The organism is Pseudomonas sp. yb_2 (assembly GCF_043103905.1).
GTDB lineage: Bacteria > Pseudomonadota > Gammaproteobacteria > Pseudomonadales > Pseudomonadaceae > Aquipseudomonas > Aquipseudomonas alloputida.
In genome coordinates, this window is sequence record NZ_JBICKH010000034.1 from 115738 (window position 1) to 132013 (window position 16276).

At 63.9% G+C, this 16276-nt stretch carries 16 protein-coding genes; 9 read left to right on the forward strand and 7 right to left on the reverse strand.

Translation table 11 applies throughout. From position 1 onward, the window contains the following. The first annotated feature begins 173 nt into the window (after nucleotides 1-173). The 3 genes from ACF8FB_RS08545 to ACF8FB_RS08555 all read left to right on the forward strand — a co-directional run bounded on the left by ACF8FB_RS08545 (nucleotide 174) and on the right by ACF8FB_RS08555 (nucleotide 5122). Nucleotides 174-1919 (forward strand): hydantoinase B/oxoprolinase family protein, encoded by a 1746-nt coding sequence (locus ACF8FB_RS08545; protein WP_350297983.1) that lies wholly within the window; start codon nucleotides 174-176, stop codon nucleotides 1917-1919. Between the two features lie 13 nt (nucleotides 1920-1932). Continuing rightward, the gene (locus ACF8FB_RS08550; protein WP_392511209.1) at nucleotides 1933-4017 is read left to right on the forward strand and encodes a hydantoinase/oxoprolinase family protein; all 2085 of its coding nucleotides are present in this window, start codon (nucleotides 1933-1935) and stop codon (nucleotides 4015-4017) included. Nucleotides 4018-4165: 148 nt separating this feature from the next. Further along, entirely contained in the window at nucleotides 4166-5122 is a 957-nt protein-coding gene (locus ACF8FB_RS08555) for a helix-turn-helix domain-containing protein (protein WP_010954374.1), read from the forward strand. Between the two features lie 60 nt (nucleotides 5123-5182). Here the strand turns inward: ACF8FB_RS08555 and ACF8FB_RS08560 are convergent, their stop codons facing one another. After that, the gene (locus ACF8FB_RS08560; RefSeq protein ID WP_010954375.1) at nucleotides 5183-6076 is read right to left on the reverse strand and encodes a DUF2950 domain-containing protein; all 894 of its coding nucleotides are present in this window, start codon (nucleotides 6074-6076) and stop codon (nucleotides 5183-5185) included. Further along, on the reverse strand, nucleotides 6073-7539 hold the full coding sequence (locus ACF8FB_RS08565) for a DUF3300 domain-containing protein (RefSeq protein ID WP_392511210.1): 1467 nt from the start codon (nucleotides 7537-7539) through the stop codon (nucleotides 6073-6075). The genes ACF8FB_RS08560 and ACF8FB_RS08565 overlap by 4 nt, the downstream gene beginning before the upstream one ends. A 245-nt stretch (nucleotides 7540-7784) precedes the next feature. Here ACF8FB_RS08565 and ACF8FB_RS08570 point away from each other — a divergent pair, with 245 nt between their 5' ends. Next, complete coding sequence (locus tag ACF8FB_RS08570; protein ID WP_064493377.1) at nucleotides 7785-8036, forward strand: hypothetical protein; 252 nt, start codon at nucleotides 7785-7787, stop codon at nucleotides 8034-8036. Between the two features lie 81 nt (nucleotides 8037-8117). Next, entirely contained in the window at nucleotides 8118-8837 is a 720-nt protein-coding gene (locus ACF8FB_RS08575) for a TorF family putative porin (RefSeq protein WP_010954378.1), read from the forward strand. On the opposite strand, the gene ACF8FB_RS08580 is transcribed toward ACF8FB_RS08575, so the two are convergent. Then, entirely contained in the window at nucleotides 8834-9706 is an 873-nt protein-coding gene (locus ACF8FB_RS08580; RefSeq protein ID WP_392509757.1) for a DMT family transporter, read from the reverse strand. The genes ACF8FB_RS08575 and ACF8FB_RS08580 overlap by 4 nt on opposite strands. Nucleotides 9707-9855: 149 nt before the next feature. Beyond that, nucleotides 9856-10278 carry a RidA family protein gene (locus ACF8FB_RS08585; protein ID WP_010954380.1) on the reverse strand — a complete coding sequence of 141 codons (423 nt, stop codon included), beginning with the start codon at nucleotides 10276-10278 and terminating at the stop codon, nucleotides 9856-9858. A 188-nt stretch (nucleotides 10279-10466) separates the two neighbouring features. Between ACF8FB_RS08585 and ACF8FB_RS08590 the strand changes: the two genes are divergently transcribed. Further along, nucleotides 10467-10793, forward strand: coding sequence for a hypothetical protein (locus ACF8FB_RS08590; RefSeq protein WP_019751834.1), 327 nt, complete (start codon nucleotides 10467-10469; stop codon nucleotides 10791-10793). Between the two features lie 44 nt (nucleotides 10794-10837). Here the strand turns inward: ACF8FB_RS08590 and ACF8FB_RS08595 are convergent, their stop codons facing one another. Both ACF8FB_RS08595 and ACF8FB_RS08600 read right to left on the reverse strand, forming a co-directional pair. Next, nucleotides 10838-11050 (reverse strand): PLDc N-terminal domain-containing protein, encoded by a 213-nt coding sequence (locus ACF8FB_RS08595; RefSeq protein ID WP_003247877.1) that lies wholly within the window; start codon nucleotides 11048-11050, stop codon nucleotides 10838-10840. Between the two features lie 103 nt (nucleotides 11051-11153). Next, nucleotides 11154-11624, reverse strand: a complete 471-nt coding sequence (locus tag ACF8FB_RS08600) for a hypothetical protein (RefSeq protein ID WP_019751835.1) — start codon at nucleotides 11622-11624, stop codon at nucleotides 11154-11156. 161 nt (nucleotides 11625-11785) lie between these two features. On the opposite strand from ACF8FB_RS08600, the gene ACF8FB_RS08605 reads away from it, so the two are divergent. Continuing rightward, nucleotides 11786-12793 (forward strand): GlxA family transcriptional regulator, encoded by a 1008-nt coding sequence (locus ACF8FB_RS08605; RefSeq protein WP_010954384.1) that lies wholly within the window; start codon nucleotides 11786-11788, stop codon nucleotides 12791-12793. A gap of 38 nt (nucleotides 12794-12831) precedes the next feature. On the opposite strand, the gene ACF8FB_RS08610 is transcribed toward ACF8FB_RS08605, so the two are convergent. Continuing rightward, nucleotides 12832-13515 (reverse strand): TetR/AcrR family transcriptional regulator, encoded by a 684-nt coding sequence (locus tag ACF8FB_RS08610; protein ID WP_392511211.1) that lies wholly within the window; start codon nucleotides 13513-13515, stop codon nucleotides 12832-12834. Nucleotides 13516-13793: 278 nt separating this feature from the next. On the opposite strand from ACF8FB_RS08610, the gene ACF8FB_RS08615 reads away from it, so the two are divergent. Together ACF8FB_RS08615 and ACF8FB_RS08620 are read left to right on the forward strand one after the other, a co-directional pair. After that, the gene (locus tag ACF8FB_RS08615) at nucleotides 13794-14774 is read left to right on the forward strand and encodes an aliphatic sulfonate ABC transporter substrate-binding protein (RefSeq protein WP_020191881.1); all 981 of its coding nucleotides are present in this window, start codon (nucleotides 13794-13796) and stop codon (nucleotides 14772-14774) included. 16 nt (nucleotides 14775-14790) lie between these two features. Next, entirely contained in the window at nucleotides 14791-16155 is a 1365-nt protein-coding gene (locus ACF8FB_RS08620; RefSeq protein WP_392511212.1) for an LLM class flavin-dependent oxidoreductase, read from the forward strand. The last annotated feature ends 121 nt before the right edge of the window (nucleotides 16156-16276 follow it).

The window sequence follows — 16276 nt, forward strand, 5'->3', positions numbered from 1 at the left end:
TAGCCGGGGCTGCTTTACGCCCAGGTTTGCAGCTCAACCCCAAGAGTGCGCCCAGACACAACAACCGGTACACCCAGCGACAAGCCTTCCCCCCACCCCGCCCCTTAGCCTGTCACCACGCGCCGCCCCGCCGCGGCACGCACCTAAAGCACAAGAACAAACGTTGGTGACCTATGCAGACAGTAGATCCGATCACCCTTGCGGTTGTCCGGGGTGCGCTGGAGACAGCGCAACGCGAAATGACCCTGACCCTGGAAAAGACCGGGCGCTCCAGTGTGTTCAACCTCGCCCACGACTATTCCAACTCGCTGTTCGACCACTTGCCGGAAATGATCCTGCAGGGCCAGGACATTCCCATCCACCTGGGCTCGCTGATCCCGGCCATGAAGTGCGTGGCCGAGTTCTTCGGCGACGACATCGCCGAAGGCGACGTGATCTACCACAACGACCCCGCCTACAAGGGCAGCCATATTCTCGACTGCTGCATGTACAAACCGGTGTATTACCAGGACGAGCTGGTGTTCTGGACCGTTTGCAAGGGCCACCTGACCGACATCGGCGGCCCGGTGCCGGCGGGTTACAACCCCGATGCCAAGGAGATCTACGCCGAGGGCCTGCGCATTCCACCGGTCAAGCTGTGGGAAAAGGGCAAGCGTCGTGAGGACGTGATCAACTTCATGCTCACCAACATGCGCGCCCGCCCTTATCAGGAAGGTGACCTCAATGCCCAGTATGGCGCCTGCAAGGTCGGCGAGCGGCACTTGCTGGAGCTGCTGGACAAATACGGCGTGGCACAGGTGCGTGCCTGCATCGCCGAACTGAAGAACATGGCCGACCGACACATGCGGGCGCTGTTGCGCGATGTGCCGGATGGTGACTACAGCGGCACCGCCGTGCTCGAAGATGCCGGCCACGGCCTGGGTGAACTGGCCATCACCGCCCATGTGCAGATCCGTGGCGACCAGGCCCATGTGCGCATCGAAAGCCCGCCGCAGGTGCCGTACTTCATCAATTCCTATGAGGGCAACTCGGTATCCGGGGTGTACCTGGGGCTGATGATGTTCGCCCAGGTGGCGCCGCCTTACAACGAAGGCCTGTATCGCTGCGTAACGGTCGATGTCGGCCCCAGGGGTACGCTGTGCAATGCCGAGGAACCCGCGCCCCACGTCAATTGCACCACCACGCCGATGGAAACCCTCGCCGATGCCGTGCGCACTGCGCTGGAACAGGCCTCGCCACAGCGGGTAACGGCCTCCTGGGGGCATACCAGCGGCATCAACATTGCCGGCCGCGACCCGCGCAACGGCAATAGCGAGTACGTGACGATGGTGCTGGCCTCGATCATTTCCGGAGCCGGTGCCAACAAGGTGATGGATGGCTGGCACGCCTGCGGCCCGCTGTGCTGCTTCGGGGCGCTGATGAGCGGTGATATCGAGCTGCTCGAACACGCGTATCCGGTGCTGATCCACCGCTACAGCCTGATGGCTGACAGTGGTGGCGCCGGTGAATTGCGCGGTGGTTCGGGCACCCGCCTGGAGATCGAACCGCTGGACCACGCCATGACCGTGGTCGGCTTCGGCGAGGGCCGCCAGTTGCCCACCGCCGGTGCCGCCGGGGCTCGCAATGCCCTGCTCGAGCCCAAACTGGGCCGGCTGATCCATCGCCATGCCGATGGCCGCGAAGACCACTACACGCAGAACCCCATGCTCACCCTGCAGCCCGGCGAACGCATCATCAACATCAACCCAGGGGGTGGTGGCTACGGCGACCCACTTCGCCGTCGGGTCGCAGCAGTACTGGAGGACGTGCGCAACGGCCTGGTCTCGCCACAAGGCGCAGCCCTGGAATATGGCGTGGTCCTCGATGCCGATGGCCAACTGAACGAAACAGCCACCCGCCTCGCCCGCGCCCCACGCTAACCGGAGAACACGCATGCGTAACCAATATCGCCTGGGCGTAGACGCCGGCGGCACTTTCACCGATTTCATCCTGGCCGATCGCGACGGCGGCGTGCAGCTGTTCAAGGCCCCGTCCACGCCCCAGGACGGCACCCTGGCCATTCGCGCCGGCCTGGCACAGATCGCCGACGCCACCGGGCGTAGCCCGGCCGAACTGATCGCCAACTGTGACCTGTGCATCAACGGCACCACCGTGGCCCTCAACGCGCTGATCGAGCGCACCGGGGTCAAGGTGGGCCTGCTGTGCACCGAGGGGCACGAGGACAGCCTGGAAATCCGCCTGGGGCACAAGGAAGAAGGACACCGCTACGACGCCCACTACCCGCCGGCACACATGCTTGCCCCACGCCACCTGCGCCGCCCGATCGGTGGCCGAATCCTTGGCGATGGCCGTGAGCACAGCCCGCTGGACGAAGCCGCCATCCATGCCGCCATCGACTACTTCCGTGCCGAAGGCGTGCAGGCCGTGGCCATTTCCTTCCTGTGGTCGGTGCGCAACCCCAGCCACGAACAGCGGGCCGCCGAACTGGTACGGGCTGCCCTGCCGGAAGTGTTCGTCTGCACCGGCTGCGAGGTGTTCCCGCAGATCCGCGAATACACCCGCACCTCCACCACCGTGGTCAACGCCTACCTCAGCCCGGTAATGGCACGTTACGTGGCGCGCATCGACAGCCTGTTCCAGGAACTTGGCGCACAGCAGCCAGTACGCTACTTCCAGTCCAATGGCGGGTTGGCGCCCGGGCACCTGATGCGTGAGCGCGCCGTCAACGCGATCAACTCCGGTCCGGCCTCGGCACCACAAGCCGGGTTGGCGGTAGCGAGGCCGTTCGGTATCGACAACGTCATTACCGTGGACATGGGCGGCACCTCGTTCGACATCACCCTGACCAACGCCGGACGCACCAACTTCAGCAAGGACGTGGACTTCCTGCGCCAGCGCATCGGCGTGCCGATGATCCAGGTGGAGACCCTGGGTGCCGGCGGTGGCTCCATCGCCCATCTGGACGAGTTTGGCATGCTCCAGGTCGGACCGCGCAGCGCCGGCGCCATGCCTGGGCCGGTGTGCTACGGCAAGGGTGGCCGCGAACCCACGGTCACCGACGCCAACCTGGCTCTTGGCTACCTGCCCGACGGCGCACTGCTGGGCGGCAGTATCCGCCTGAACCGCCAGGCCGCGCTGGACGCCATCCGGAGCAAGATCGCCGAACCGCTGGGCATCAGTGTGGAACGCGCGGCATTCGGCATCACTACCCTGGTCAACCTGAACATGGTCAACGGCATCCGCCGCGTATCGATCGAGCGCGGTCACGACCCGCGTGACTTCGCCCTGATCGGCGCGGGCGGTGCGGCGGGCATGCACGTGGTGCGCCTGGCCGAAGAAATTGGCATGCACACCGTGCTGATCCCCAAGGTGGCCTCGGGCTTGTGTGCGTTCGGCCAGATCCTGTCCGACGTGCGCTACGACCAGCTCACCAGCCTGTCGATGCGCCTGGACGCCGGGCACGTCGACCTGGCGCAACTCAACCAGGCCCTCGCCGAACTACGTCAGCAAGGCCTTGCCAACCTGCGCGAAGACGGCTTTGGCGACCAGGCCAGCAGTTGCCACTACACCCTGGAGATGCGCTACCTGGGGCAGATTCATGAGTGCAGTGTGGACCTGCAGCAGCACAGCCTGGACGAGGCAGGGCTGGCCGCGCTGATCAGCCGCTTCCACAGCCGGCACCAGACCCTGTACTCGTACAGCGAACCCGCCAGCCCGGTGGAGCTGGTGAACCTGGAGTGCTCGGTGATCGGCCACCTGCCACGCCCGCCGCAACCCGAGCTGCAGGGGCCGGCCGAGCCCCCCGCCCCCACCGCGCAATCCGTCCGCCCGATGCTGTTCAGTGCCGACGGTGAATGGCAGCCCACACCGGTGTTCAACGGCAACCACCTGTTGCCTGGGCAGACCGTGCATGGCCCCTGTGTGATCGAGGAAGACACCACCAATATTGTCCTGCCACCCGGCTGGCAGGCTCGCCTGGAGCCTTCGGCCACCTACCGGGTGACACGCGGGGGTTGATCTTGCGGTCGGCGCGCGCCGATCATGGGCCTGATAACCGCCCGGCAGTTTTGCGCTGCCGGGCGGTTCGTACAATAACAAGAGCTGCTTGAGTAGCTTGCCTGCAGTTCCTTTTTTCAATGCTGCCCTCTTTGAAAAAGGACCCACCATGCCCACAGAACTCTCGACCCACGGCTGGCCACAGCCAGAGCGCCAGGTACGCTGGGCCGAAGCCATCAGTGACACCTATTTCCCATTGAGCCTTGAATTTGCTGCCGGACAGCCGTTCGATGGCCACCTGCAGCGCTGGAGTACGCCGAGCACGCCGCTCAGCCTGTCGCGCCTGCGGTCCAGCCAGCTGGGTTACTCACGCAGCAAAGCGCACATCGGCCAGGACCATGAAGCGTTCTACCTGGTGACCGTGCCGCATGGCAGCGAGGTGCACTTTGAACAGGACGGCCACCAGATCAGTTGCAGCCCGGGCGGTTTCATCGTCGAGCGCGGCGATGCACCCTACCGCTTCCACTACGGCACGCAGAACGACTTGTGGGTGCTCAAGCTGCCCGAGCGTGCGCTCAAAGCCAACCTGCTGGGGCACAAGCGCTATACCCGGCATTGCTTCGACGCCCGTCAGGGCCTGGGGCGCATCTTCGTCGAGCAACTCGACCTGTGTGCCCGCCATTTCGACACCAGCCCCCCGGCAGCCCGGCATTTACTGCTGGAACAGGCCTCCGCCACCCTGCTGCTGGCCTTGCAGCAGGATGAGCGCGTGCTGGGCAGCGAAGGCAGCAACCTCAGCACCCTGCACCTGACGCGGGTCGAGCAGTACGTGCAGCAAAACCTGGGTGACCCCGAGCTGTCGCCACAAACCATCGCCGGCGCCTGTGGGCTGTCGCTGCGTTATCTGCACAAGCTGTTCGCGATCACGCCCTACACCCTTAATGAGTGGGTACGCCTTCAACGCCTGGAGGCCGTGCACCGGCAACTGCGCGACCCGCATTGCCACCTGGCCATCGGCGAACTGGCATTTCGCTGGGGTTTTGCCGACCAGGCGCAATTCACCCGCGCGTTTCGCCAGCAGTATGGGTGCACGGCGAGCGAAGTGCGGGCTACGCGTACGCACTGATAAAAGCTACGGAAACGTGCCCGCTTGCACAGGGGCCGCAGCTGCGTTGGCTGTGCGGGCTCAATCCCCCGCCGCCACATCCACCACTTTCCAGCTGTCATCCGGGTCGAAGCGTTTCATCTCCTTCGCCAGCCTGTCGCCATGCGGCCCGAGGTCTTTCTCGAACACTTGGCCGTCATGGCTGATCATGAAGCTCATCACCCCGGTGTCGTCGTACTTGGCCGGCCAGGCGACCATGGCGAAGCCACGGCTCATCTGGTTGCCGATCAGGTAGCTGTAGGCACCGCCCGGGGCGGATGGGCCCTGTGCATCCAGGATGCGGAAGTGGTAGCCATACCAGGCGTCACCGACCACATCCTGGCCGAACAGCGGGCCCAACGGGCTGACGTCACCGTCGCCATCGTCATCCCAATACAGCCCGTCATGCTTGCCCGGCTCGCTGAAAATCTTCTGTGCGTACTCCAGCGCACCATTGCCGTTATGGTCCTGGGTCGCGTAGTCCATTTGCGCATCGTGATAGGCCAACAGCGACTGCAGAACACCCAGCTCGTTGCGCCCGATACGACGGGCGCGGATTTCGGCACTGCCCGCCTTGAGGTCGAAGCGCCAGCCCTGGCTGGTTCTGGTCAGCGGTATGGGCAAGGTCCAGTGACCGGCGCCCACCGCCAGGATGGCCTTGCCCTCGCCTGACATGTCGATGCTGTGCTGTGCGCGATACTGCTCGAGAAAGGTATCCACATCGCTGCGTTGCACACCACCGCGCGGTATGTAGGTGCGCCAGTCATCGCCCAGCAACTGGGCCAGGCGGGCTTCATCAGGTTTTTCCTGGCCCAGCGCCGCGACAAAGGCTTCCACGGCCTTCTCCGGCGTTGGGAAGGCTTGCTGGGCAGCGGCCACGAACGACCAGGCCAGACCTGCCGTCAGCAGCAATGCAGCGAGTGTTGGGCGCTTCATCGACGGCCTCCTGCGCCGCGACGCGCGGGCGCACTGGGCCGGGAGATCGGGTGCCCGGCGGCACGCGACGCACCGGGCCGCTGAGCGAACGACTGGCTGGTACGGCCGCGGTTGGCCTGCACGCTGGTGCGCGACGGCGAGCGCACACCGTCGAAGGCATTGTTGCGGGCACGGCCTGCCGTATTGGCAGGACGGCTCTGCGCCGGCTGCCGCACCTGGCCGTCGCCCTGCCGGCGTTGATTGGCCAGGTTGCCGTTCTGCTGGCGGCCTTGGTCATTGCGGGTTTCCTGCCGACGGTCAGTAGCCCGCGCGCCATCATCCCGGGACAGCATGCGGTTGCCGTCGGGACTGCCTGCCTTGGCCTCGCGCATTTGCTCGCGGGCCTGACGGTTACTGGTAGCCGGCCGTTCGATACCTGCGCGGTCCATCGATGCCCTGGCTTTGTCTCGGGCCTGGGCCCGTTGGGCGTCGTCGCCGCGGAACGCGGTGCGCTGAGTGGCACCGTCCAGTTGGCGGCCATACTGCTGACGGCTGCGAGAGTCGCGGTATGGCACACCGTCTCGGTTGGCGGAATTGTGCTGCCATTTGTTCTGGTTGTTGGTGATGCGGTTGTTGACGTTGAGGTTGTTGTAGCGGTTGACGTCAATGTCGATGTCATTGTTGTCCCAGTCGCAATCGCCCCACAACGAGGCGACAATCGCCACGCCGGTACCGAAGGCCAGGCCGGCCACCAGCGCGGAACCGGGGTAGTACATGGGCGGCGGCGGGTAATACACCGGCGGCGAGGCCGGGTAGGCCCAGGTGCCATAGGTGGTGGTCGGGTTATAGCTGGGCACATACACCACTTGCGGGTCGGCCGGCTCGATGACGATGGTGGTGGGCGGGCTGCTGGCCGCTGCCCCTTGGGTGCTGCTGCCGCTGGCGGCTGGCGCAGGTGCAGGTGCGGTCTGCACGGTTACATTCTGGTACTGGCTGCTCTGCAGATTGCCGGCGGCCTGCGCCTGGTGGCGCAAACGCTGCACGCTGCCCATGACATCATCGGGCTGGGCGAGGAAAGCATCGCCCAGGCGCTGCACCCAGACCGGGTCCTGGCCAAGCGTTGCCAGCACCTGCGGGAAGGCCACCAGTGCCTGTACGCTAGGGTCCCAGGGCTGCTTGGCCACTTGCCTGACTGCATCGTCGCCGGTGGCCTTGGGGTTGGCCTTGGACCAGGTCACGGCTTCATTGACCTGCCCCGGGTAGGTTGACGCCATCAGCACCTGAGCCAGCAACTGATCAGGGTACAAGGCAATGGGGGCCAGCATCTGGTCCAGTTGCTCCTGGGAGAACACCGGGTCCTTGGCTACGAGCGTGGCAGCGGAAGGCGCCGGATCCGGCGCGGGCACGTCTGCGGCCTGCACCAGGCCAGGGGCAGCGCTCAGGCAAAGCAGTGCCGACAGGAAAGCAAACAATGGCATGCGCATCGCTTATCCCCATGAGGTCAGACCGCGTGGGTTAAGGGTAGCAATGGCAGTGCTTTTGACCAGACGAGGGGACGCAAACTTTTCGCGCTTCAAAGGTGGGATGGTTGATGCGTTCGAGTCTATAGGTGGACTTCGCTGGAACCGTCGATAGTCACTATCGAGCAGGGCAATTTCTACCGAACGCTGTGGCCGCATAACCTAGCGCCATCCCCACGCTGCTTCCTAGACTGCCCTGGAGCTAACCGATGAACACCTTGGCCCGCCAGCTGTCCGCCACCCTTGTCGCTTTTGCCATCGCCGTGATCAGCGGCTGTGCCAGCCACCCTGAACTGCGCCCGTACACCGCCGAGGAAACTCGCCAGTTGCAACTGGAAGCCTTGCAGCGCCGCGGCCTGTCACTGGACAATTACGAGCAGCAACGGCGGGTGATCCTGCGTGCCGGTAACCTGCCTGTCGTGACCGAAGCTGCCGACGCTGAACCTTCGACCAAAGGCTGAACGGGCTAACCGGCGGTTCCCTCCCTCCACCTGCGCAGGTATCCTCTACCGCTCAACCGCAAGCCTTCCAGGACGGAGACCATGATCAGGCCCCTTCTGTTGCTGAGTGCTGCGCTGCTTTTAAGCCCCGCGTCGCAAGCCCAGCAGATGAAACGCCAACTGGGCGATTTCGACTTCACACTCGGCACCACCCCCTCACGCAGCATGGCGCAAGGGCTTATCTCACCCAGTGCCGTTGGCGCATTCCATGGCGGGCTCGACCTCAGCCACCCCAATGGCTGGTACCTGGGCCAGTACGCCCCAAGCATGGGCGTCACCCCCAACTCGACCCTGCGCCTGGACAGCTACCTGGGCTACAAGCACCATTTCGACAGCAGCCTGGGCTACGAGGTAGGGTTGATCCATTACAGTCAGCCCAATATCGCAGGCCCCGACAGCTACGCCCTGTATGGGGGGATCTCGGTGCTGGGCAGCCGCTTCGGCGGGGCGCTGCGCGACAACCCCGACAACCGCACGGGCACGCTGTTCGCCGACTTCGGCCATCTGCCGATGTTCGACGTCGACTTCACCGTCAAGCTCGCCCACCACCGCCTGGGCACGCCGTTCACCATTGGCGATGGCAGCCAGGTGAATACCTTTTCCGATTGGTCGCTGGAGCTGTCGCGGCCCTGGCTGGGCATCGACCTGAACCTGATCTACAGCAACTCCAGCCTCAGTGGCGCGAGCTGCGATGCCTATTCGGGCATCAATACCTATTGCGACAGCGTGGTCACATTCAAGGCCCAGCGCAGCTTTTTTTAACGGCGCGGCGCCAGCGCCAGGGCAATGCCGCCCAACACCACCACACAGGCGATCAACAAGCGCAATGACACCGGTTCGCCAATCAGGGCAACCCCGCCCAGGGCGGCAATCACCGGCACACTCAGTTGCAGGGTCGCCGCCTGTTGCGCACTGATCTGCCTGACCACGCCATACCAAACGGCATAGCCTGCGCCAGAAGCCAGCACACCGGAACCCAAGGCATACAACAAGCCAAGTGGCGTGAGGTGCGGGCCGGCACCCAGCAACAGCATCGGTAGCAGCAGCACAAGGCACGGCAAGCTGCGGGCAAAATTGCCGGCAGTGTCGGCCAGCGGCCTGGGCGAGCCTTTGCCCAGTAGCGTATACACCCCCCAGGCCACACCGGACAGGGCCATCAGCAAGGCACTGGCCAACGGCGGCGCCGAGACGCCAGGCAACAGCAGCACCAGTAGGCCGGTAAAGGCAATCAGCATGCCCAGCAGCATGCGTACCGTGATGTGTTCGCCCCTGTACCACGCGAAGCCGAACATAGTGATCTGCACGGCACCGAACAGCAACAACGCCCCCACCCCTGCCCCCAGTTGCAGGTAAGCCGCAGAAAACAGGAACGCGTACAGGAACAGGGCCAAGCCGCCCCACCAACTGCCGCCCATGGTGTGCACCGGGCTGCGCAGGCGAATCAGCAACAGCAGAAACAGCGCTCCACTGGCCAGGCGTACCGCGGTGAAGGATACCGGGTCGATGGCCCCGTCTTTCAGCGCCAGCCGGCAGAACACCGAGTTGGCGGCAAACGCCACCAGACTGAAAAGGGCAGGCCAAAGCCAGGCGCTGGTCTTGCGGTCAGTAAGCGTGGTCGTGCCTGTACTCATGGTGTGGTCACCTCTGAGTGGGATTGTTGTTATAGCGGCATTTAGTCAGGACCGGCACCGATATACAAGGAAGAACCACCGTGAGGATGGCACCGGCTACGCCGGTGTTCGCGGGTAAACCCGCGCCCACGGGCGACCGAGCCGGCTTTTCAGGTTTTGAGCAAGACGGCGGCTACTGCTTCGATCTCCACCAGCATGCCGTCCAGTGCCAGCCGGGGCACCGGTATCAGCGTGCAGGTCGGTTTCATGTGCGCTCCCCAGGCCCTGTCGGCCTCAGCCACCCATTGGTGCAGGCGCGCTTCGGAGTGCTCGACAATCAGCAGGGTCAGCTTGAACACCTGGGCCAGGCTGGCACCTTTCGACGCCAGGGCCCGCTCCAGGTTGGCCAGCGCCTGCCGGGCCTGTTCGGCGAACACAGGTGACAACTGGCCCTGGCTATCCTCCCCTCCCTGACCGGCGATGAACAGCAGACGGCTGTCAGCGCGCACTTCGGCGACATGGGAGTAGGCGTTGCCACTGGGGTCGTAGAGGCCTTCGGGGTTGCTTAGCTGGAATGCGCTTGATGGGGTCACGACAAGCCCTCGCTCGGTTGGAAGAGCGTCGGAGTATCGGACCTTAAGTTAACTCGAGGTCAAGCCTGAAGTAGGACATTTCGTACAAGGCATCGTCATGTTGGAACCAAGCGTGTGTTTGCGCAGCGGCTGTCAGGCCTTAGATTGCAAAGCCCGGCATGGAGGCCTTTAATCAAGAAGGAAAACCAATGAGCAAATTTGATTTTCAGCTGGCCTACACCATCAAACCGCACAACCCTGCGTACGATGAAACCGATGCGGCACAGGCACGTCTGCATCTGCGGGAAAAGCTCGGCCTGGACACCGTCGAGCACATTGAAACCACGCTGCTTGGCATGATCACACTCAATGGCACCACCCTCGCTGACCGCAAGCGGGAGGCTGAAAAGCTGGTCCGCGATTACATCCATGACGCGCTCAAGGAACTGCGCGTACTGTCCACCGTGAAGTTCTACGGCTGCCTGATGGTGGACGGGCTGGGTCCTGCCATGCGTTTCGACATCCTGCCCAAATGACCCTCGACGGCCTCAGGCGCCCCCGCGCCCGAGGCCGCAAACCGTCATTTTTCCTGCAACACCGCCCTGCCCTTCACCGCCCTCGGACCGCGCCAGGCCCAGAACAGCAAACCGGGGAAGGGTGCGTAGACCACGAAGACGATCCACAGCATCTTGCGCTCGGCGCGCCGTTCACTGCCGATGATGTGCCAGATGGCCCAGATCTCCAGCAGAATGACCAAGGCCGCGATGATGATCCAGATCGTACCGATTTCCATGAGCGCTCTCCCAATGGCATGTATTGGGTTGGGTTGCTGCAAGCGCTGAGGGTTCAGATTGATTTGACTCACCGCGCCTCTTTGCAGGCGCGGCGATAGGGCCTCATTGCCGTGGTGCATTCTCCAGTGCAGCCTTCAACGCCGCTGCATCGGTGAACGCCCGCTGGCTGACCAGCACGCCCTGCTGCAGTTGCAACCACTGCACCTGGCCCTCCTGCCCGGGGTACCGGCTGGCCACTCGCCCATCACGGTCGAGCAGCACCCGGTAGCTGTAATCGCGCATGGCCGGGACCGCGAACAGTTTGCTGATCAGCGCAGGCATGCGCTGAATGTCGGCCACGAATACAGCGGCGCGTGCTTCCAGGTAGCCCTTGGGCTGCTCGGCCAGTGCCGCCTTGACCAGCTTGGCACCGTCCATATCGCGCGCCACCAGTAAAATCTGCGTGTCGGCACCAAGGCTGTAGGCCTGGTCGTACTGGTCGAGCAGTGTGAACGGGGCGAGCTTGTCGCCCTGCTCCAAGGCGTTGGCCAGCAACGGCAACAGGCTGAGCAACACTACAGCGGCATATCTCATCAGGCGCATCCTCAATGACGGGAGGTCAGCATAGCGGTAAAGCACCAGGACAGGCTGGTTTGCCTGAACACGACCTGTAATACGACACAGCCACCGGGGAGATTGTCTTTCCTCCGGGCACCGTCCACACTCTGCGGGCCAGCCAGGAAGCGGAGTTCAGAGTGCCCACGCCACGCCAGTTCAGCCAAAAGACCAGCACCAGCAACATGCTACGGCTCAAAACAAGCGGCGCCAATGCCCAGGCGCCCTATCGGGTCGACTTCATCCTGCTCGAACACTTCTCGATGGCCAGTTTCACGGTGGCCATGGACGTACTGGTCACGGCCAACCTGCTACGTGCCGACAGCTTCCAGTTCACCCCGCTGTCGCTGGACGGCGACCGGGTGCTCAGCGACCTGGGGCTGGAACTGGTGGCCACCGAGCTGTCCGCTGCGGCGCTGAAGGAACTGGACCTGTTGGTGGTCTGCGGCGGCTTGCGCACACCACTCAAGTACCCGGAACTCGATCGCCTGCTAAACGATTGCGCCGCCCACGGCATGGCCTTGGGCGGCTTGTGGAACGGCGCCTGGTTCCTTGGCCGTGCCGGGGTGCTGGACGACTACGGTTGCAGCATCCACCCCGAGCAACGTGCCAGCCTGTCGGAGCGCAGCCCGCAAACCCGCATCACCCCGGCCAGCTTTACCCTCGACCGTGACCGCCTCAGCGCCGCCAGCCCCAATGGCGCCATGGAGCTGATGCTGGGCCTGGTACGCCGGCTGTATGGTGATGGCCTGGCCGAAGGCGTCGAGGAAATCCTTTCATTCTCCGGTGCGCGCTACCGCCAGGTTGGTCCTGGGGCGAAGAAGTCCATGAGCCTGCACCTGCGCACCATTGTCGAGCTGATGGAGAACAACCTCGAGGAAACCCTCAGCCTCGACCAGTTGGCCGCCTACAGCGGGCGCTCGCGGCGGCAGATCGACCGCCTGTTCCAGGCCCAGCTGGGCACGTCGCCCCGGCGCTATTACATGGAGCTGCGCATCACCAAGAGCCGCCGGCTGCTGCAGTATTCCGACCTGTCGGTGATGGAAGTGGCGGTGGCCTGCGGGTTTGTCTCGGTGTCGCACTTCAGCAAGTGCTATGCGGCGTATTTCGGCTACCCGCCGTCGCGCGAGCAACGGCTGGGCGAGTGACCGAGGCCCTTTGAGCCAGCCCAGGCGCTCGAGCAATCTCAGGTACGAGGCTCGAGCTGGATGTACCGCAACACCGCATCACAGATCATGGCTTTGTGGCGCAGCTTTATTTGCTCATCAGACAGCTCGATCTGGAAGATCTCGCCAAAGGTATGGCGGTTCGACACTCGGTAGAAGCAGAACGAGCTCATCAGCATGTGCAGGTCGATGACCTCGATGCCAGCGCGGAACACGCCTTCCTGAACGCCACGGCGCAGGGTGTTGCCCAAGGCCTCCAGCACCAGGCTGCTCATTTCGCGAATGGCCGGCGACTGCTTGACGTACTCGCCATAGTGGATGTTTTCGGTGCAGATGATGCGCACGAAATCGACGTTGCGGTCATGGTGATCGAAGGTGAACTCCACCAGCCGGCGGATCGCCTGCTCAGCCGGTAACGACTCCAGGTCCAGGCTCTGTTCGGTCTTGCGGATATCCCCGTACAACTTCACCAGGCACTCGCAATACAGCTGCTCCTTGCTGCCGAAGTAGTAGTAGATCATGCGCTTGGAAGTGGCGGTGCGTTCGGCGATGGCGTCGACGCGGGCGCCGGCCAGCCCTTGCTGAACGAACTCGTTGATGGCGGCCTGGAGGATGTCCTCGCGTGTTTTCTCAGGGTTGTTCTTGCGCGTTTTGCGCACCCCTTCGGTTTCAGGCTGGCCGAGGCCGACTACGGAATCACTCATACCCACTCACAGGCTGTTTATTGGAATGCCGGGATTATCCGTTAGCGCGGCCATGCAGGGAAGCACGCTGTTGGTCGGGTAGCCATCATGCCTTGGCCATCGGCAAGCCTTTCGCGGCCCATGGCCGCTCCTGCAACGATAGACGCCAAGCCCATACAAACAAAAGGATATAAAAATAACAAAACAATCTAACAAACTGGAATATATAAATTGAAAGCCAAACGCCACCTCCTTAGTCTGGGCAGATCGCCTCTCACCCGATTCAAGGAGCAATGCCCATGCCCAAACATGCTTTCTCCCCGCTACGCCGCCTGCTGATCGGCGGCTTGCTGGCCAGCGTCGCCAGCGCCCTGCTGCCTTGGTCCGAAGCCATTGCCGACGACGCCAGGACACTGCGCATCGGCTACCAGAAATTCAACAGCATCAACATCCTCAAAGGCAGCGGCGCCCTGGAGAAGGCCCTGGCACCGCAAGGTGTGAAGGTCAGCTGGCATGAGTTCGCCGCCGGCCCCCAGCTACTGGAGGCATTGAGCACCGGCGCCATCGACCTCGGCCACGCAGCCGATGCCCCCTCGGTGTTCGCCCAGGCCGCAGGCAAGCCTGTGGTCTACCTGGCTGCCGAACAACCCTACCCACGCGGCATCGGCCTGGTCGTGCGCGAGCAGGACCACCTGGCCAGTGTGCAGGACCTGAAAGGCAAGCGTGTGGCCACGGGCCGCGGCTGGAATGCCCAGTACCTGCTGGCCGTAGCCCTGCAGCAGGCTGGGCTCAGTTACAAGGACATTACCCCCGCATACGTCAACAATGCCGCCGATGCCGTGGCCGCCCTGCAATCGGGCAGCGTGCAGGCCGTGACCCTTTGGGACCCGTTCCTCGCCGCCGCAGAAAGCCAGCCAGGGCTGAAGAACCTGCGCGACGGCAGCGGCCTGTCCAACAACCGCACCTTCTACCTGTCCACAGCCAGCTTTGCCGACCAGCACCGTGCTCTGCTGAAAACCTTCTTTGCCGAGCTGGGCAAGGTCAGCCAGTGGGCCAACGCCAAGCCTGCCGAAGTGGCCGCGCTGCTGGCACCGCAGCTGGGGATCAGCACCCAGGTGCTGGAAGTGGCCAGCGAACGGCGCAACTACAACGCCGTCGCTATCACCCCGCAGATCGTTGCCGAACAACAGAAGCTGGCTGACACCTTCCAGGGCCTGGGCCTGATTCCACGCAAGCTACAGGTGGCCGAAGCGGTCTACCCGGCCTCTGTGTTGCCTTGAACGGAGCGCGCTGACCATGCCTCGCCCGATCCGCTTCAACGCCTTCAGCATGAACGCTGCCAGCCACCAGTCCCCTGGGCTGTGGCGCCATCCGCGCAACACCAGTGTGGCGTTCAACCGCCTGAGCTACTGGACCGACCTGGCCCGCCTGCTCGAACGCGGCCTGTTCGACGCCCTGTTCATCGCCGATGTGCTGGGTATCTACGACGTCTATCAAGGCAGCTCGCAAGCCGCCCTGCGCGGTGGCGTGCAGGTGCCGGTCAATGATCCGCTGCTGCTGGTGCCGGCGATGGCCGGGGTGACCGAGCACCTGGGTTTCGGTGTCACCTTTTCGCTGACCTACGAACACCCCTACCCCTTCGCCCGGCGCATGTCCACGCTCGACCACCTGAGCAATGGCCGGGTCGGCTGGAACATCGTCACCGGGTATCTGGACAGCGCTGCGCGCAACCTCGGCCTGGCGCGTCAACTGGGCCACGACCAACGCTATGACCTGGCCGAGGAATACCTGCAGGTGCTGTACAAGCTGTGGGAGAAAAGCTGGGACGACGACGCCGTGCTGCTGGAGCGTGAAAGCGGGCGCTACATCGAACCCTCGCGGGTACACCCGATCAACCATGTGGGCGAGCACTTCCAGGTGCCCGGCATGCACCTGTGCCAGCCGTCGCCGCAACGCACCCCGGTGTTGTTCCAGGCCGGTGCGTCGGCACGCGGCCAGCAGTTTGCCGCACGGCATGCCGAATGCGTGTTCATCAGCGGGCCGACGCCGACGGTGCTGCGCCGCTACGCCGACGGCATCCGCCAGGCCTGCGAAGCGGCCGGGCGTGGCCGTGACGAAGTGCTGATCTACGCCCAGGCGCTGTTGATTGTCGCCCCCACGCGGAAAGAAGCCGAGGCCCGCTTTAACGACTATCGCCGCTATGTCGACCTGGACGCTGCCCTGGCACTGCTGTCAGGCTGGACCGGTATCGACTTCGCCGGCCTCGACCCCGATGCACCGATCGAGTACGTCGAGAACGATGCTGGCCGTGCTGCCCTGGCAGCCTTTACCGCCGCCGACCCCACTCGCCGCTGGACCGTACGCGAAGCCGCCGAGTTCGTTGGCCTGGGCGGTCGCGGCCCCGTGCTGATCGGCGCTGCCAGCGAGGTGGCCGACCAGCTGGAAACCTGGCTGGACCATACCGGCATCGACGGTTTCAACCTGACCTACGCCGTGCAACCGGACGACCTGGCCAATGTGGTCGACCTGCTGGTGCCCGAGCTGCAACGGCGCGGCCGCTACCCGCTGAGCTACACCGAGGGCCCCTTGCGCCACAAGCTGTTCGGCCGCGGCGGCCAGCTGCCCGAACGGCACGTTGGGCGTCAGGTCAGCATTCAGTGATCAAATACCGGGTATTCCAACATTTAATTTGTGGATGGCACGCACTCGACCCTATTCTGTGGCCACATCCCCTGCGCCGCACCGGCCGGTGCGGTTCAAGGCATGGGGAGAGAACAACAAG

What these genes read in the sequence shown, in the direction of transcription:
- ACF8FB_RS08580 (WP_392509757.1), bottom strand. Translation starts at nt 9,706, where the DNA reads ATGAGTACAGGCACGACCACGCTTACTGACCGCAAGACCAGCGCCTGG.
- ACF8FB_RS08600 (WP_019751835.1), bottom strand. Translation starts at nt 11,624, where the DNA reads ATGAGATATGCCGCTGTAGTGTTGCTCAGCCTGTTGCCGTTGCTGGCC.
- ACF8FB_RS08570 (WP_064493377.1), top strand. Translation starts at nt 7,785, where the DNA reads ATGAACACCTTGGCCCGCCAGCTGTCCGCCACCCTTGTCGCTTTTGCC.
- ACF8FB_RS08550 (WP_392511209.1), top strand. Translation starts at nt 1,933, where the DNA reads ATGCGTAACCAATATCGCCTGGGCGTAGACGCCGGCGGCACTTTCACC.
- ACF8FB_RS08560 (WP_010954375.1), bottom strand. Translation starts at nt 6,076, where the DNA reads ATGAAGCGCCCAACACTCGCTGCATTGCTGCTGACGGCAGGTCTGGCC.
- ACF8FB_RS08590 (WP_019751834.1), top strand. Translation starts at nt 10,467, where the DNA reads ATGAGCAAATTTGATTTTCAGCTGGCCTACACCATCAAACCGCACAAC.
- ACF8FB_RS08545 (WP_350297983.1), top strand. Translation starts at nt 174, where the DNA reads ATGCAGACAGTAGATCCGATCACCCTTGCGGTTGTCCGGGGTGCGCTG.
- ACF8FB_RS08555 (WP_010954374.1), top strand. Translation starts at nt 4,166, where the DNA reads ATGCCCACAGAACTCTCGACCCACGGCTGGCCACAGCCAGAGCGCCAG.
- ACF8FB_RS08620 (WP_392511212.1), top strand. Translation starts at nt 14,791, where the DNA reads ATGCCTCGCCCGATCCGCTTCAACGCCTTCAGCATGAACGCTGCCAGC.
- ACF8FB_RS08565 (WP_392511210.1), bottom strand. Translation starts at nt 7,539, where the DNA reads ATGCGCATGCCATTGTTTGCTTTCCTGTCGGCACTGCTTTGCCTGAGC.
- ACF8FB_RS08595 (WP_003247877.1), bottom strand. Translation starts at nt 11,050, where the DNA reads ATGGAAATCGGTACGATCTGGATCATCATCGCGGCCTTGGTCATTCTG.
- ACF8FB_RS08615 (WP_020191881.1), top strand. Translation starts at nt 13,794, where the DNA reads ATGCCCAAACATGCTTTCTCCCCGCTACGCCGCCTGCTGATCGGCGGC.
- ACF8FB_RS08575 (WP_010954378.1), top strand. Translation starts at nt 8,118, where the DNA reads ATGATCAGGCCCCTTCTGTTGCTGAGTGCTGCGCTGCTTTTAAGCCCC.
- ACF8FB_RS08610 (WP_392511211.1), bottom strand. Translation starts at nt 13,515, where the DNA reads ATGAGTGATTCCGTAGTCGGCCTCGGCCAGCCTGAAACCGAAGGGGTG.